This is a genomic window from Sodalis glossinidius str. 'morsitans', assembly GCF_000010085.1.
Lineage (GTDB): Bacteria > Pseudomonadota > Gammaproteobacteria > Enterobacterales > Enterobacteriaceae > Sodalis > Sodalis glossinidius.
In genome coordinates this window covers 3,528,756-3,543,603 of the sequence record NC_007712.1, presented here as the reverse complement: position 1 = coordinate 3,543,603, position 14,848 = coordinate 3,528,756, and the positions used below count along the sequence as shown (strand labels likewise).

The following is a 14,848-nucleotide window of genomic DNA, read 5'->3' as shown; positions in this document are numbered from 1 at the left end:
AGATGTGTATCTCGCCGGTGTGGGGGAATCCGTCGCTGGAAACGGTGGCAAACTTGCCGCGCTGTCCTTTCGTTTCGGTGTTGCAGGCGGACGGCGATGCCATCCGCGCCGATCTGGCCCGGGAACTGTTAACCGCAACCATGACCACCGAGGTGGATATCGGTTGGCGCAAAACGCCGATTTTAGTCACGCAGATGAACGTGGCGGAGGCTAACGAGCCGTTTGTCCTATTCTCCGGCCATCATGACACCTGGCATTACGGCGTGATGGAAAACGGCTCCGCCAACGCCACCATGATCGAAGTGGCGCGCGTCTGCGCCCAGGAACGCCATCTGTGGCGGCGCGGCTTGCGTATTTGTTTTTGGTCCGGCCATTCCCACGGTCGCTACTCCAGCTCCGCCTGGTATGCGGATGAACATTGGCACGAGCTCAATCGCCGCTGCGTGGCGCATGTCAATATCGACAGCCCGAGAGGTGTCGGCCGGCAATCTGGCGAATACCGGCGTGATGACCGAACTGCATCCGCTGGCGGCCGGCGCCATTATGGCCGAGACAGGGCAGGCTCTGGCCGGCAAGCGCAAGGCCCGCTCCGCGGATGAATCTTTTCAGGGCATCGGTATTCCCTCGCTCTTCGGCTCTCTCAGCGGACAAACCGCGCTAGAGCCGGGAATGCGCAACGCGCTGGGCTGGTGGTGGCATACCCCCGATGACCTGCTGGATAAAATTGACGAGGCCAATTTGCGCCGCGACGCCCGCGTGGTGCTTGAGGTGCTGTGGCGTCTTCTGAGCGATGAGGTCTTGCCCTTTGACGAGGCGGGTAAAGCGGCGGAATTGCATACGCAACTGGCAACGCTTACGACCGAGCTGAACGACCGCTTCTCTTTGCAGGACGTGACGGCGCAGGCGCAGCATTTAATGCAGTCGCTGCTGACGCTACAGGACCCACAGCATGCGCTGCCGCCCGGCCAGATCAATACCGCGCTGATGGCGGTGTCGCGTGTACTGGTTCCCCTTGATTATACCTACGGCAACCGTTTCGCGCACGATCCGGCGACGCAGGTGCCGGCCTGGCCGTTATTGGCGCAGGCGGCCGTGGACGACGCGCTCAGTGGCTGAACAACGCGACGGGATGGAAAGAGACCCTGATGAAAAGAGCTATTACAGGTGTAGCGGCGCTGGTGCTGCTGTGGGGTGCCGCCGTCCGCGCCGACGATTTGCAGGTTTACGAGGCGCTTATCTATCAAGATCGCTACCTCAAGCCGCAGCCGTGGCTGGCGACCGCGTGGAAAAATATAGACCCCGTCACCTGGGAGCTTACCCTGCGTGAAGTTCAGCAACGGCCAGCCTTTTACCGCCGAGGATGTGATGTTTTCCCTGCGCCGCGGCTTAACGTTGGACGGATTGCGCACCTACCGTGGTTATTTAAAAGATATCGTCAAGGTAGAGGTGCTGGACGCGCATCGGGTCAGGAACCACCCGGCAGCCGACATCGTTGCTGCCCTGGAATTTGACCTCCATCGGCATGGTATCCGTGGCGGCGAAAGGGGCGACGGCGGCGGATTTCAACGGCGGCCGCGCGGCGCTGTTATCCGGCGATGTGGACGTTATCGACCAGGTGCCGGGCAATCTGAGCAAGCGTATCACTGCTAATCAAGACACTGCGCTGGTAGAGGACACCTCGGTGTTCAACGCGTTTCTGGCGCCGGACCGTTACTACGACGTTTCTCCGTTTATTACCGCCAACGACGGTTCGCCGCTGCTGGGTAATCCGTTTAAAAACCCGCAGGTGCGGCAGGCCCTGACGCTTGTCATCAACCGCGACGGACTGGCAAGCTGGATTATGCAGGGCGCGGCCACCCCTACTGGCCAGCTGGTGCCGGAGGGGATGAAAGGTTATGATCCAGGCATCGCCCTGCCTCGCTATGATCCCGCCCGCGCGCGGCAATTGCTTAAGGATGCCCCGGTTATCCGCAGGGCTTCCGGTTGACCCTCCATTGCTATAACGATCGGTTCGCCGGCGACGCACAGACCTGTCAGGCGGTCGCGGCGATGCTGACGGCGGTGGGCATCACCACGCGCGTGGAAACCATGCCCAGCTCGATCTTCTTTAAGCGCGCCACCAGCGGCGGCGCCAACGGCGGACCGGGTTTCTCGATGTATATGGTGCTGTACGGGACGCCCACCGGCAGCAGCACCAATTTCCTTATCACCACCGTCGAAACCTATGACAAAGCCAAGGGGCTTGGCATCAATAACCGCGGCCAGTACTCCAATCCGGCTATCGATAAGGTGATCGATGCTTCGCAAACCACCTTTGAAGAAGCCGAGAATGAGAAATTACTGCTGCAGGCCACCCGGATGACCCTCGAGGATCAGGCGGTGATCCCGCTGTTTTTCCTCAAATCCTCCTGGGGCATTCGCGCCGGCTTAACGCTTGAGCCGCGCCGTGATGGTTTCACCATGGCGCGCAATATCCGCCGTCGTTAAGGCGCGAACGCCTATCCATTTATCCCCGGCGTCTGACGGCGCCGGCACCTATGGCAATCAGAGGGGAGCGTTATGTTTGACAAACCACTGCAGCGGCGGACAGTACTGAAGGGCGCCCTGGCCGGGCTGGAATCGTTGTCTCTGGTCAGCCTGCCCGGCCGATTATGGGCGGCGCCCAGCAAAACGCTGCGCATCGCGCTGTCGGCAGCGCCGACCACCGTCGACCCGCATTTGCAAAGTAACGCGCCCAATAATGACCTGGCGACCCACATTTTCGACTCGCTGGTGGTTAACGACGCCAAATCCCAGTCGGTGCCCGGTCTGGCGTCCTCCTGGAAAATCGTGGACGATACCCACTGGGTATTCCAGTTGCGTCCCGATATGACGTTTTCCGACGGCGCGCCGTTAACGGCAGACGATATTATTGCCTCCATTAACCGGGCCACCAACCTGCCGAGCACCGCCTCTTTTCGTACCTACACCCAGACCATCAAATCCATGGCCGCCGGGGAAAACAACCAACTGCTGATTGAAACCCACGCGCTGGATCCTGCTGCCGAATTCCCTGAGCCGCATTCGCATCATCGCTGCGAAGTATAAGGACGCCCCGAGCAGCGATTTCAACAATGGTAAGGCCGCCATCGGCACCGGGCCGTTTGTGCTGGTGGAGTATGTGCCCGGAAATAAGGTGGTGCTGAAACGCAACGAGCATTATTGGGGGGAGGCGTTCCCATATGAGCAGGTCGAACGCTGGTTATTTCCGACGAGGCAGCCCGCCTGGCGGCATTGCTATCCGGCAGTTTCGATCTGATTGAAGAGATGCCCTATCACGGCATCAAGCAGGTCGAGTCCTCCGGCCGCTTTCATATTCAGCGCGGTATTTCCAGCCGGGTGGTCTATCTGGCGATGGATCAGCAGCGCGAGGTGACACCGTTTATCAAAAGCCCATCCGGCCAGCCGCTGGAGAAAAACCCGCTGAAAGAACCCCGCGTGCTGTCGCTGGCCATCAACCGGGCCGGGATTGTCAAACAGGTCATGGACGGTAATGCCCAACCGGCGGCGCAGTTTTTGCCGAACGGCGCGCCCGGTACCTCGTCAGATATTCAGGTGGATAGCTATGATCCGGCTGCGGCTAAGGCGTTGTTGGCGGAGGCCGGCTATCCCGAGGGTTTCCAGCTTACGCTACACGGCTCTAACGACCGCTATATCAACGACTCCAAAATCGTCCAGGCGATTGCGCAAATGTTCAGCCGTATCGGTGTAAAGACGCAGGTGGATGTGATGCCCTGGTCGGTCTATTCCGTGCACATCAGCAAGGCGGAATTTAGCGTGTCGCTGGCATCCGGGGGGGGGGGGGTGAATACCGGCGAAACGTCCAATCCGATCACCGCCACTTACGACAAGTCAAAGGGCATGGGCAGCAGTAATTACGGCCGTTATTCCAATCCAGTGGTGGACGAAAAGCTTCTCATAGCCAAAGCCACCATGGACGACTGCAAGCGCAATGCGCTGCTGGCCGAGATTTTGCACCTGCTGTTTACCGATCACGCTATTTTGCCGTTGCATTTCGAGGCAGTGGCGGTGGGGGCGCGCAAGGGAGTCAATTACACCCCGCGCGCGGATCAATACACCTTGGCCATGGGAGTGAGTGAAGCATGAAACCCGATCTGTTTGGGGGCGCCGCCGCCCGCGCCGATCCCCGTTTTCAATACTGCCTGTATGTGCCGCCGTGCGTCGCCGACGGCACGCCGCTGGAACCGCTGCGCGGTACTGTGCCCGATCTTCCCGGTAGGGGTATGCGGCGACGGCGCCCGCAGCGGTTACAAATATCTTATCGAGGGCGATATTCGCTACGACCTGCTGTTGCTGTTGCTGGAGATGGTAGCGGAGGTGGAGGAAAAATACCGCCAGGACTGGCAGCAGTTCGCCATTTTCGGTTTCTCCGGCGGCGGTCATTTCAGCCACCGTTTCACCCTATTACATCCGCAGCGCCTGTGGGCGGCGTCCATCAGTGCGCCGGGATCGGTGACGCTGCTGGATCCCGACCGGGATTGGTGGGTCGGCATCCGCAATCTGCCGGCGCTATTCGGCGTGACCTTCGATGCCGCCGCGCAGGTGCAAATGGTGGTGGGCGCCGCCGATCTGGAAACCTGGGAGATAACCCATAAAGAGGGATCGCGGCATTATACGCCCGGCGTCGCGCACGATCGCATCAAAGTGCTCGACAGGGTGAAGGATTTTCTTGCCGACGCGCTGTCGCAGCGACGTCAACAGCAGAAGGCGGCGCGTGCATGAGGTGCTGGAATTCTATGCCCGCGCCGGCTCGGCGGTAACTGAAGACATGTGGCTGCCGTTAATGAGCGGCCAGTCCCGCGATGGTTTCGCTTTTCTGCTCGACGACCATCGCAATGAAATCGGCTATCAGGCGGTGTGTACGCCGGGTAGCGTGAAGGGCTATGCCCAGGCGCTCAGCCGTTACGGCACCTTTGACTGGCGGGATGTGATGGCACCGGCGATAGACCAGGCGCGCCGCGGTTTTATGGTGCGCCCGCACGTGTATAGCTATTGGTATCTGGATCAGCAGGCTGCCGGCCAGGTGAATACCCGCGGCAAATTGGCGCTGACCTCCACCGGCCGCCGGGTCTATTTTAACGTGGATGGGTCATTGAAAAGACCCGATCAAATTATCAGCAATCCCGATCTGATCCGCACGCTGGAGCGTCTGGCCGAGGAGGGACCTGAATCGTTTTACACCGGTGCGATCGCCCGGGAGATCGCACCGGATATGGCGGCGCAGGGCGGGTTTATCACTCATTGCCGGTTAGCGCGCCACCGTCATCCGGCCGGACAACGGCATCAGTCGCGACACCATCCATATTTCGGTGGTGGACCGCGACGGCAACGCGGTGGCCCTGACTCATACGCTGGGCAGTCCGTCCGGCGCCATTACCGAGAGGCTCGGCTTTATGTATAACGGCACCATGAGCCGTTTCGACCCACGTCCCGGCCGCGCGGCCTCTATCGCGCCGGGTAAACGGCGGGCCAGCTCCGCCGCACCGACCATCGTGTTCAGCGAGGGCAAACCCTTTGTAGTCATGGGCGCACCGGGGGGCAGTTATATCGCACCGTCCATAGCACAGGGGATCATGACCATCATCGTCTTTATCGGCGTCAATATGATAGGCAATCCGGTGGACATCCTGATTTCGCTGGACGCCGATCAGGCCGAGCGGCTGAGAGTCATTCACTAATTGGGGTTGGACCAGCCGCTGTAGCGGCAATATCTGGCGTTCATCAACGGTGCGCTGCACGGCAATCTGGGCGACAGCTATGTCTATAGCCAGCCGGCGCTACAAGTTATTTTGCAGCGCTTTCCCGCCACCTTTGAGCTGTAGGTCACCGCCATGATTTTTTAGGTGATTATCGGTATCCCTCTTGGCCTGTACGCCGAGCTGCGGCCCCAAAGCCCGCTGGCGAAACTGCTGATGGCCGGCAGGATTCTCGGCTTTTCGCTGCCGACGTTCTGGGTCGGTCTGATGCTGATTATGGTTTTCGCCGTTCAGCTCGGCTGGCTGCCATCAAGCGGCCGCGGCGCGACCGTGACATTGCTGCACGCCCAGTGGTTATTTCTCACTCTGGACGGTTGGCAACACCTCATTCTGCTGGCGATCAATTTGTCGCTGGTGATGCGCTTGACCCGCGCAGGCGTGCAGGAAGTGTTGTCGCAGGATTATATCCGCTATACCCGCGCGTGCGGGCTAACGGAAACCCGGGTTATTGGCGTACATGTTCTAAAAAAATATCATGATCACGGTGGTGACGGAGAGCATTTTCGCCTGGCCCGGTATGGGCAAACTCATCATCGACAGTATCAATGTCCTCGACCGGCCAATCATGGTGGCGTATCTGATGATGATCGTGCTGGTGTTTATTTGCATCAATTTGCTGGTGAATATCATCTATTTGCTGCTCGATCCGCGCGTGCGGCTCAGTGCCAAAGGAAATGTGTAATGGCTACTCTTACGCGTTTTTGATGGGCGGCGGCGACCGCAAGAAGAGCGCTGAGGGGAAATTACAGCACGGCGGCCGCTGGCTGCACGCCCGCGAATGGTCATTGCTCGAGGCTGAACCATTAATGCTTTATCTGCAAGACGACATGAGCCTGTCTTCGCAGTCGCTTGCTGAACCTCCCGACTTAGCTACCGGTTTGATCCGACCCGGCTGGTGCCGACCATCGGCGGCTCCTTAACCAGCGGCGAGCCTATTTTCACCGGCGGTGCGTTTGATCAGCGTGAAGATGCGCGCTTCTTAGGCTGCCGCCATCCCGGACTACCGCTTACCACTCGTCAGGATGTGTTGTCGTTCGAGACGCCGCCGCTTGCGCAGGATTTGGCGGTGATAGGCGAGGTATTCATCGAGTTGGTGGTGTCGACGGATGCGCCGGATACTGATTTCACCGCCAAGCTGATAGATGTCTACCCTCCCAGTGACGATTACCTGACCGGTTTTGCCATGAACATTACCGACGGCATTTTCCGCTGCCGCTATCGCAACGGTTTTAATAATCCGCAGCTTGTTACATCCGAGGAACCCTTTACTCTGCGTATCGAGCCCTTCGCCACCGCGAACCTGTTTAAAGCGGGCCACCGCATTCGCCTGGATATTTCCTCTAGCAATTTCCCGAAATACGATGTCAATCCCAACAGCGGTGAACCGGAGAGAAGCGGACGCTGTCCGCGCAGCGCACTCAATACGGTACATTTAGCGCCGCAATTTCGCAGCCGTATGCTGCAGCAAACCCTGCCGTTTGCTGCGTTTAGCGTCGGTGGCGGCAGCCGTTGTCGGAATGAGGCGCTCATCGTCGGTTGCGATAACTGCAACCGGTTGCGGCGCCTGTTAACGATCTAAGGGGCATGCCATCTACGCCCGCGATCCTCTCCATTTCCAGGCAGCGCCACCTATCAGCTGACAAGTCCACCGTTTGCCACCGGCGTTTTGCCGCATTCTGATCGTCATTGTCTGGCGTTTGGAGCAGGAAACAACGCCCGAGCATAAATAAGTGTAATTCCTGTGCCCACAAAGAATATCAAATTTCAATCATGCTGCTAAATGTCCTGAGGGGGGAGTTAATAGGTTTTGCGGTTATTTATGCCAAGGTGATAAGGGGGTGTTTTATTCTTTTTTATGATCGGCGCTTTCTCTTTTACAGCACATAAGATTAATATTTATTTATAATAATTCACGACTAATTGTTGATTAATTCAATTAGCGATGATGGGTTTTATTAATATTAACCATCTTGCAATCTCATTAACTATTGGATATATTTCTCCTGACGTAAATGGCAAAAATATACGACTGGTTAATTATTTATTTGATTAATAATGGATAAGTCGTGATAAATACGCTATTGTCACTCGAAATAAGAGTCGGTAATTTAATGGATGAAGGATTTCCTTCAGTGCAGAAAGGAAAAAGTGAAAATGAAATGAGTTGCCGATATTCAATCATAATGCATAATTTGAAAAATGAATTAAAAGAAATCATTAACGAATATCGTGACGTGGGTAATGAGTTTACAGCGGATGCAGGCACGCCAGCTCACTATGTATCCTCATCGGGTTCAGTGATGGAAGTGCTGCTACAAAAGCTGGACGGTAGACGATTGGCTGAGTGTCCTGCTATCGCGGCGGACGGCAGTAATCTGAAGGAGGTGAAAACAGCACTCACTGCATCCGCGCAAGCGACGTATGAAGTAGTTGATCAGGTGAAAGGCCTGGTACGTAAGGAGAGACTTAATCGTGAGGTTAAATTAACCCAATTACAAAGAAATATCGATCAGGTTGCGGCCAAGCCTGAGTTACGTCAATTTTCCTGCGAGGGTATACAGGATGAAAAACAATGGTCGAGGTATTCCGAATTCTGGGAAGGCATAGCCTGCGATATCAAATCGATTAAAAATAAAAAAGAGTACGTTGATTTTTATTCTGAGTTAACTTTAAAATATACTTATTTTTACCAAAAATTCATAGAATTACAAGCCACGGTGGCTAAATTAGTGAAGGAAGGAGAGGATGGTAACCACGTGAAATGGGATGCCAAAAACTTCCAGGAAAAGTTCAATGAGTTCAAGGATTATGCAAAAGTGACTGTGGTTTATGATATGCCAGAGTCGGCTGAGTTAAAAAAATATACGATATGAAAAATGGCAAGGATAAACAAAAGGCCATCAGTGACCTTGAGAAATCACTAGGTTTGAAACCTACATTTAAACTTGAATTGATAAAAGATAATTCTGGGAAGGTAATAGGTAGGATTAAATTCGATACCACGGCAATAGACAGTTGTCCAAAACAGCCATCAGGTATTGAAGAAGATGATGATCCTAAAAAAACAAAAAACGATCAAAAAACCGATATGGCAAGTTATAATGCCTGGCTTGCCGCTTTTAACTCAATGGGTAACTCTTTCGAAGGCCAATCCCCCGAGCCAGCGCACGGCATAGGTGACAAAGAGAAGCAGCGACGATGCCTCAAGACTGATATTGAATGTCTTGGCGATATCATTTAACACAAAGGTGATAGACAGAAAGTCGACGGCGTCAAAAACCCACACGCCCCAGGCGGTGATTAATACTTTCCATTGTGACCAGGTGATTTCCCGGTACCAGGACTGCGATGACGTTGTATTGGCTGAGGCTGTCGAATTTTGCATGTGAACCTCTTCTTTATAATAGGGTAACAAGTGTGTATTAGGCAGATGATTAAACGCTTAGCGAGTCCAGGTGTAATTCGATGATGTCGCGGACAGAGTCATCGGCATGTTAACGATCCGATTCTGCCCCAGCTGTTCGCCGGTCAGCGTCAAGCCGTGCAGCAGATTACTGATGGCTTTGTCGGGGACATGATCCAAAGCGACGTCAAGGTATTTACCGGACAGACGGCGGCCAGACCGGCCAAAGGTTCGCGGATGATCCCGCTGGCGAAGCTGGACGCGGCTTTATTCGGCTTACCGGGACGCACTACAATCGTGGGCATGACCAGGCTGCGGCCGTTGATGTAACCGCGGCGGCTATAGTCATTGATGAGCAGATCCACAATGGCTTTCTGCGTGCCGTAAGGGCTTTGGGGACGGTTACACCATTGATCGGGCACCGAGTCAGGCAATTTGCTGCCAAAAGTCGCGACCGAACTGGTGGTGAGAAACACGGTGCAGGTACCCAGTTGACGCAGCCGTTCAATCAGGCCTAATGACGCCAGTAAATTGGTCTCAAGGCCCAGCGCGAAGTTCTCCTCCTCCTGACTGGAAACGACCGCGGCCAAATGAATGACGATATCCACCGAGTCGTCCAGCAGCGTTTGTAGAGTCGCGTTGTCTGTGATATCGCCCGCCACCGCTTTCACGCGCCGATCGGTAAAACCGGTGGCCGCGACCACGTCGAAGGCAACTATTTCATCTATTTTGACGCCGGTACCATTGATGAATAGTTTGCCGGTGAAAGCCAGTAATGCCTCAATGAGCTTTCAGCCGAGAAAACCTTCGCCGCCGGTTACGACAAATTTCATAGGATCCTCACTGTGTGATGTGCGGGTGGAAAAAGTGCATCAGGACCTCCATCTGTCCGCTGTGCATGTCCGCGCCATCGACCCAGGAGCAACTAAAGGCTTTGGCATGGGCGATAAGGGCCGATCCACCGGGATGAATGACAACATCGCCGACGATGGTCCCGGCGGCCAGGTTGCCCAAGGGTTCAGGTAACCCATCCGAATCTTTCATGCCGACCGGTGAGGCATTAACGATGACATCGGCCTCGCGCCAGCTGTTGGATTCGGCGTTAAACTTGCCGCTCTCGGGCAGCGATGTTGCACATCGCTGCGGCCCGGGCGGCCTTGCCACCTTCCCTGTCCACAAGCGTGACAGCTCGGCGCTGGCGTCAGCCAGCGCCGCCGCAATAACCATACCGGCGCCGCCTGCACCGTAAAGGCGCACGTGTTTACCGCCGACGTTCAGGCCCTTGCGGAGCAGGGCGTTGACGAAGCCCTGACCGTCAAACATATACGCGCTCCAGGATCCATCCGGCTCGCGCCGCAGGGCATTGGTGGCTCCCGTACGCAGGCTTGCCTGCAGTAGACGGTCGGCAAACGCCAGCATCTGAAGTTTGTGCGGGAAAGTGACAAAAAAGCCGTCAACGTTATCCGCGGCTATCAGGCTACGGACGGTAGAAGACAGATTGGCCGGTGTGATGTTTAATGCCACCACCACGGCATCGATGCCTGCGGCCGCCAGCATGGCGTTGAAAACCTGCGCACCGGATGTCCCAGCATGAAATAGAGTCTGCTGCGATCGGAAATGATGTTATTCAGGCGGCTTTCCTGACGCTCCATCCACGCCTGCAAACGCGCCGAACGATAACGCGGCGGTCTGGCATCCACTTCGGCCTTCAACGCCATGGGCGCAGGCGCGAACAGGCGGGGATCCATGGTTTTGAGATGAGCGGAAACGTCGGGGCGGAAAGCCATATGCGCCAGTACGTCCCGTTCGAGATCGACACCCGGCGCAATCTCTATCAATTCCAGGCCCGCCGGCGGTGAGGGTACCGTTGAAAATCATTGTCCTGGCATTTTGGCTGATATTGATGAAGCCGCCGACGCCCACGATCAGATCGCCAAACCGGCTGATATTAACGTTGCCCTGTGCGTCGACTTGCGCGAAAGAGAGAAAAGCCAGATCGAGACCGCCGCCGTCATGGAAATCAAACTGATAGGGCTGATCGATCATCGCCATGACATTCTGGTCGCCGCCGGAATCGCGGCCCGTAATGGGCGCCCCGCCAATCATGCCCTGTTCATTGGTCAAAATAATGGAATCCAGCAGATCCTCTTCCGCCGCCCGCCGCCCGCCGCGTGGCCTGAGCCATGGCCAGCATTTCCCCCAGCACCGCTTCCTCCTCCATGGTGATATTGCCGTCCTCGTCTGCGGTAGTACCGCGCAGCAGTGCTACATTCAGCGGCAACGGGCGGAAAAACAGCCACTCTTCACCATCGATTTTCTTCACTTCGACAAACTGTGCCGGCGTCGAAGGGGACTGGCGGCCGCCTTGCTGGCGTGGATCGACGAAGGTATGAAGCCCGGTTTTGGTCATAAGCCCCGGATGGCCGCCGGCCATCTCCCGCCTCAGTTGCGACAAAGCCCCCTGCGGAAAAGTCCAAGATTCAATTTTGTCGTCTACCGCCATCTTCATTAACGCGGGCGAGTCAATCAGCGTGCTGGTAATGGAGCGGCGGGTCAGCCCCTCTTTGGCTAAATGATCTGCCCCGAGCGAGAGGCGATCGCCGATCCCGACAATGCTAATGGCGGTAATGGCTTGCGGCTGTTGCTCGGTGTCATACCGGGCGCCCAGGGCGGCAAGCATGGCCTCCGGACTGGCGTGTCCACCGCCGGTCCACTGATCAACACCGCGTCGTGATCTTCGATACTGCCTGGGCGGCTGAGATGACCTGCATAACCTCGCTCTCCTGCAAATGTAATGGCGGCTTTGCGCCGGTCCGTTCATTATCAATTAAAAATGTAAGCGATTGTCAAAATATAAATTTATTATTTTTTTATTGTGATACAGATAAAATAAATAACTGTTATTTAACATGCTTTATTAATCATTAATTGTTTTAACTTTTTTATATTTCACGGTGGAAGGTATTGTGTTTTTATTCTTTTTGATCTTAATATGTAATCGATTATCATTTAACGGGGGAGAAACATGTGGATTACCGGCGTTGAGATTGGACAGAGCTATAAATTTGCCAAAACGGTAAGCGAAACCGACATGGTGCTGTTTGCCGGCCTGATGGGGGATTTTAGCGATACGCACATCAATTTAGCAGTACATGCAGGAAACGTCCAGTATTGGAACCCGCATTGCCCACGGTGCGTTGATTATTAGCTATATCTCAACCGCTTCAACTGTCAGTATCGCCCACATCATTCATCGTGATGACATTACCGAGTTTCCCGTCACGCTCGGTTATGACGGCATACATTTCCTTAAGCCCATTCTGCTGGGTGATACCGTCACGGTGACCTATACGGTGGAAAGTATCGACGAAGCGAAACGCCGTAGTATTGCCGACGTTAAAGTCATTAATAAGCACGGCGACCTCGTCGTGGTGGCGAAACACATTATGAAATGGTCAGGAAAACTGTCGAGCAGAGCGTAAGCGGATTTTAGCAATAACCCGTTAGGTGATATGTTTTATACCGGAAAAGTGCCTGAGACAGGAAAAGCGATGTATGGCAGAAAAAATTGGTGTAAACACTAAGATCCGAGCAAAAAGTAATCGTACCTCAGGCCGTTCGACGACCGTCACGCTGGAATATGTTGCGCATAAGGCCAATGTGTCCACGGCGAGCGTTTCCCGCATGATGCGGGACCCCGCCTCGGTGTCGGAAAAAATGCGCCTGAAAATCGAGGAGGCCATTAACAGTTTGGGATGGGTTCCGCACGCGGCGGCGCGCTTGCCACCAACAAAACCAGGACCATCGGCGCCGTTTTTTCCACGCTGGATAACGAGCATTTTTCCACCGCCACCCAGGTTATCCAACGTGCGCTTGAGCAGTATGACTATACGCTGCTGTTGGCCTGTTCGGAATATGATTTGCAGCGGGAGCTGCGCCAGACGCGCAAAATGCTTGAGCGCGGCGTGGATGCCCTGGTGCTGGTTGGTGACGAGCATGATCCCGCGCTTTATCCGCTGTTGCGGCAAAGGGCTATTCCGTTTGTGACCATGTTTACCTGGCGTGAGGGAGACGATCCGGTCTGTATCGGCTCGGATAATCAGCAGGCATTTATGATGCCACGCGGTATCTGATCTCGCTCGGCCACCGACGCTTCGGCATGCTTGCACAAAATGCGGAGCATAACGATCGCGCTGCCGCACGGTTGCGCGTCGTCAAACAAGCCCTGGAAGAGGAAGGGCTGGCGATACGTCCCCCGCATTTTGCCCAGGGCTTATGGGGGGTAGAGGAAGGCCGGAAACTGTTTAGGAAAATCAATGAAATAAACCCGCGGCCGTCGGCAGTGATTTGTGGCAACGGCACCTTCGCCATGGGTGCCTTGCTGGAAGCGCTTTCGCTGGGCATCAACGTGCCGGAGGAAATGACGCTGTTTGGGTTTGACGATTTTGAATTGATGAAGGAGCTTCCCGTTCCTCTCAGCACCCATATACCTAGTGAAGAAATTAGGACGAAAAGTAATGCAATATCTGATGGCCAGATTAGACGAAATCACCCTGGATATCGACTGGACAACCCGCTCACGCTGCCAGGCGGAATTGATTGTCAGAGCGTCTTCCGCTAAACCGGCAGACGAGAGTCAATAACACCGGGCATGATCACCGCCGTTTCCCGCCTTCAGGTTGCTTTTCGATGACACGTTAATCCAACCTGAAGTAGGGAGAAATGATGAAATTCGATAACGGCGTTCTCATTGCCAATTTGATGCCTTTCAATGAGGATTTATTGGTCAACTGGGATGCCCTGGCAGACCATACTCAGAAATTACAGGCTATAATAGACGGTATTCGCGGCTTCGTGGTCAATGTCTATGCCGGAGAAGGCCCGGCGTTAACCCAGGACGAACGTCTGCGTGAGGTGTCGTTGCACCGCGAGATCACGCAATCCGACCAGGCACAGGCGTATCAGCGTGCCGGTGCGGATGCATTGCTCATTTGCCCCCCGTCGTCTCCGGCTGGAATGCGTTCGACAGCCCCCATGTGGCCATCGCCTACCATAAAGCCATTGTCGCCGCGGTGGATCTTCCCCTTTTCCTGTTCCAATTGTCGATTGTCGATTGTCGATTGTCGATTGTCGATTGTCGATTGTCGATAACGTGGTCTATTCCCATGAGCTATTGATTCAGCTTGCGCGGGAAATTGACAGCGTCGCCGGGGTGAAAATGGCCCAGGCCAACGATGCCTTACGCTACGATAGGGACTATCTGGCGCTGCAATCGCTGGGGCGTCCTATGATTGCACTGCCGTCGGTGGCCAGTAGTCTGTTTCATAATCTCACCACGGGAGCAGAGGGGATTTTGACCGGGCTGGCGACCTTTGCACCCCATGAAATGGTCGCTTTATGGCGCGCCATCCCCACGCCCTATGTTCTCGGCCCGCAGGTCCGGGTGACTGAACCGGAACGCAGGCAACTGCAGGCGGCGCTGGAGGCGGCAAAGCTTAACCCGCTGTAAGCACGGTGATGTGCTGCCGGACGTCCTTGGCCGCCAGATGCGGCCGCAGAGGGGAGGCGGCGCCAGGGATGGACGGGTTTTTCTCCCCCTTTCGCGTGCCGCACGTCTGTAGGGGCAATG

22 protein-coding genes and 4 pseudogenes are annotated in these 14,848 nt (G+C 55.3%); 22 read left to right on the top strand and 4 right to left on the bottom strand.

What is annotated here, in order from left to right; translation table 11 throughout:
- Nucleotides 1-2 precede the first annotated feature (2 nt).
- From SGP1_RS18835 to SGP1_RS30965, 16 genes and pseudogenes are all read left to right on the top strand, one after another.
- A complete protein-coding gene (locus tag SGP1_RS18835; RefSeq protein WP_050747826.1) occupies nt 3-599 on the top strand; it encodes a M28 family peptidase in 597 nt (198 codons plus the stop codon).
- Nucleotides 505-1,116 (top strand): hypothetical protein, encoded by a 612-nt coding sequence (locus SGP1_RS24895; protein ID WP_158302447.1) that lies wholly within the window; start codon nt 505-507, stop codon nt 1,114-1,116. The genes SGP1_RS18835 and SGP1_RS24895 overlap by 95 nt, the downstream gene beginning before the upstream one ends.
- A gap of 249 nt (nt 1,117-1,365) precedes the next feature.
- Nucleotides 1,366-1,416: pseudogene (locus SGP1_RS36790) on the top strand (hypothetical protein); the annotation flags it as partial.
- Between the two features lie 76 nt (nt 1,417-1,492).
- On the top strand, nt 1,493-1,987 hold the full coding sequence (locus tag SGP1_RS24890) for an ABC transporter substrate-binding protein (protein WP_050747824.1): 495 nt from the start codon (nt 1,493-1,495) through the stop codon (nt 1,985-1,987).
- On the top strand, nt 1,984-2,487 hold the full coding sequence (locus SGP1_RS24885; protein ID WP_050747823.1) for a hypothetical protein: 504 nt from the start codon (nt 1,984-1,986) through the stop codon (nt 2,485-2,487). Before SGP1_RS24890 ends, SGP1_RS24885 begins: the two co-directional genes overlap by 4 nt.
- A gap of 72 nt (nt 2,488-2,559) precedes the next feature.
- Nucleotides 2,560-3,087 carry an ABC transporter substrate-binding protein gene (locus SGP1_RS28270; RefSeq protein ID WP_050747822.1) on the top strand — a complete coding sequence of 176 codons (528 nt, stop codon included), beginning with the start codon at nt 2,560-2,562 and terminating at the stop codon, nt 3,085-3,087.
- The gene (locus SGP1_RS28265) at nt 3,017-3,298 is read left to right on the top strand and encodes an ABC transporter substrate-binding protein (RefSeq protein ID WP_083764933.1); all 282 of its coding nucleotides are present in this window, start codon (nt 3,017-3,019) and stop codon (nt 3,296-3,298) included. Before SGP1_RS28270 ends, SGP1_RS28265 begins: the two co-directional genes overlap by 71 nt.
- Nucleotides 3,274-4,146, top strand: coding sequence for an ABC transporter substrate-binding protein (locus tag SGP1_RS28260; protein ID WP_050747821.1), 873 nt, complete (start codon nt 3,274-3,276; stop codon nt 4,144-4,146). The genes SGP1_RS28265 and SGP1_RS28260 overlap by 25 nt, the downstream gene beginning before the upstream one ends.
- A 12-nt stretch (nt 4,147-4,158) precedes the next feature.
- Nucleotides 4,159-4,782, top strand: coding sequence for a hypothetical protein (locus SGP1_RS18815; RefSeq protein WP_198408746.1), 624 nt, complete (start codon nt 4,159-4,161; stop codon nt 4,780-4,782).
- Nucleotides 4,775-5,461, top strand: a complete 687-nt coding sequence (locus SGP1_RS18810) for a gamma-glutamyltransferase (protein WP_050747819.1) — start codon at nt 4,775-4,777, stop codon at nt 5,459-5,461. The genes SGP1_RS18815 and SGP1_RS18810 overlap by 8 nt, the downstream gene beginning before the upstream one ends.
- Nucleotides 5,370-5,591, top strand: a pseudogene (locus SGP1_RS34370) (gamma-glutamyltransferase); the annotation flags it as partial. The gene SGP1_RS18810 and the pseudogene SGP1_RS34370, both read left to right, overlap by 92 nt.
- Nucleotides 5,583-6,498: pseudogene (locus SGP1_RS31540) on the top strand (ABC transporter permease). The pseudogenes SGP1_RS34370 and SGP1_RS31540, both read left to right, overlap by 9 nt.
- Nucleotides 6,491-6,736: a hypothetical protein gene (locus SGP1_RS32125; RefSeq protein ID WP_050747818.1), complete on the top strand. Its 246-nt coding sequence runs from the start codon at nt 6,491-6,493 to the stop codon at nt 6,734-6,736. Before SGP1_RS31540 ends, SGP1_RS32125 begins: the two are co-directional and overlap by 8 nt.
- Complete coding sequence (locus SGP1_RS18795) at nt 6,712-7,395, top strand: CocE/NonD family hydrolase (protein ID WP_011411862.1); 684 nt, start codon at nt 6,712-6,714, stop codon at nt 7,393-7,395. The genes SGP1_RS32125 and SGP1_RS18795 overlap by 25 nt, the downstream gene beginning before the upstream one ends.
- A gap of 487 nt (nt 7,396-7,882) precedes the next feature.
- Nucleotides 7,883-8,689 (top strand): IpaD/SipD/SspD family type III secretion system needle tip protein, encoded by an 807-nt coding sequence (locus tag SGP1_RS18790; RefSeq protein WP_011411861.1) that lies wholly within the window; start codon nt 7,883-7,885, stop codon nt 8,687-8,689.
- Complete coding sequence (locus SGP1_RS30965) at nt 8,686-9,057, top strand: hypothetical protein (protein ID WP_041867201.1); 372 nt, start codon at nt 8,686-8,688, stop codon at nt 9,055-9,057. Before SGP1_RS18790 ends, SGP1_RS30965 begins: the two co-directional genes overlap by 4 nt.
- A gap of 293 nt (nt 9,058-9,350) precedes the next feature.
- On the opposite strand, the gene SGP1_RS18780 is transcribed toward SGP1_RS30965, so the two are convergent.
- The 4 genes from SGP1_RS18780 to SGP1_RS32115 all read right to left on the bottom strand — a co-directional run bounded on the left by SGP1_RS18780 (nt 9,351) and on the right by SGP1_RS32115 (nt 11,899).
- Nucleotides 9,351-9,923, bottom strand: a complete 573-nt coding sequence (locus SGP1_RS18780; RefSeq protein WP_050747817.1) for an NAD-dependent epimerase/dehydratase family protein — start codon at nt 9,921-9,923, stop codon at nt 9,351-9,353.
- Nucleotides 9,924-10,059: 136 nt separating this feature from the next.
- Entirely contained in the window at nt 10,060-10,776 is a 717-nt protein-coding gene (locus SGP1_RS18775; RefSeq protein WP_041867200.1) for a shikimate dehydrogenase family protein, read from the bottom strand.
- A complete protein-coding gene (locus SGP1_RS32120) occupies nt 10,734-11,057 on the bottom strand; it encodes a hypothetical protein (protein WP_198408745.1) in 324 nt (107 codons plus the stop codon). The genes SGP1_RS18775 and SGP1_RS32120 overlap by 43 nt, the downstream gene beginning before the upstream one ends.
- 275 nt (nt 11,058-11,332) lie before the next feature.
- Entirely contained in the window at nt 11,333-11,899 is a 567-nt protein-coding gene (locus SGP1_RS32115; protein ID WP_070108791.1) for a CoA-transferase, read from the bottom strand.
- Nucleotides 11,900-12,371: 472 nt separating this feature from the next.
- Between SGP1_RS32115 and SGP1_RS18765 the strand changes: the two genes are divergently transcribed.
- From SGP1_RS18765 to SGP1_RS18750, 6 genes and pseudogenes are all read left to right on the top strand, one after another.
- Nucleotides 12,372-12,701 (top strand): MaoC family dehydratase, encoded by a 330-nt coding sequence (locus SGP1_RS18765; protein ID WP_198408744.1) that lies wholly within the window; start codon nt 12,372-12,374, stop codon nt 12,699-12,701.
- 73 nt (nt 12,702-12,774) lie between these two features.
- Nucleotides 12,775-12,924, top strand: a pseudogene (locus SGP1_RS36785) (hypothetical protein); the annotation flags it as partial.
- Nucleotides 12,925-12,974: 50 nt separating this feature from the next.
- A complete protein-coding gene (locus tag SGP1_RS35340) occupies nt 12,975-13,352 on the top strand; it encodes a hypothetical protein (RefSeq protein ID WP_158302445.1) in 378 nt (125 codons plus the stop codon).
- Between the two features lie 26 nt (nt 13,353-13,378).
- The gene (locus tag SGP1_RS35335) at nt 13,379-13,840 is read left to right on the top strand and encodes a substrate-binding domain-containing protein (protein WP_158302444.1); all 462 of its coding nucleotides are present in this window, start codon (nt 13,379-13,381) and stop codon (nt 13,838-13,840) included.
- Nucleotides 13,841-13,941: 101 nt separating this feature from the next.
- Nucleotides 13,942-14,370, top strand: a complete 429-nt coding sequence (locus SGP1_RS18755; protein ID WP_148203584.1) for a dihydrodipicolinate synthase family protein — start codon at nt 13,942-13,944, stop codon at nt 14,368-14,370.
- A complete protein-coding gene (locus SGP1_RS18750) occupies nt 14,333-14,728 on the top strand; it encodes a hypothetical protein (protein ID WP_148203583.1) in 396 nt (131 codons plus the stop codon). Before SGP1_RS18755 ends, SGP1_RS18750 begins: the two co-directional genes overlap by 38 nt.
- The last annotated feature ends 120 nt before the right edge of the window (nt 14,729-14,848 follow it).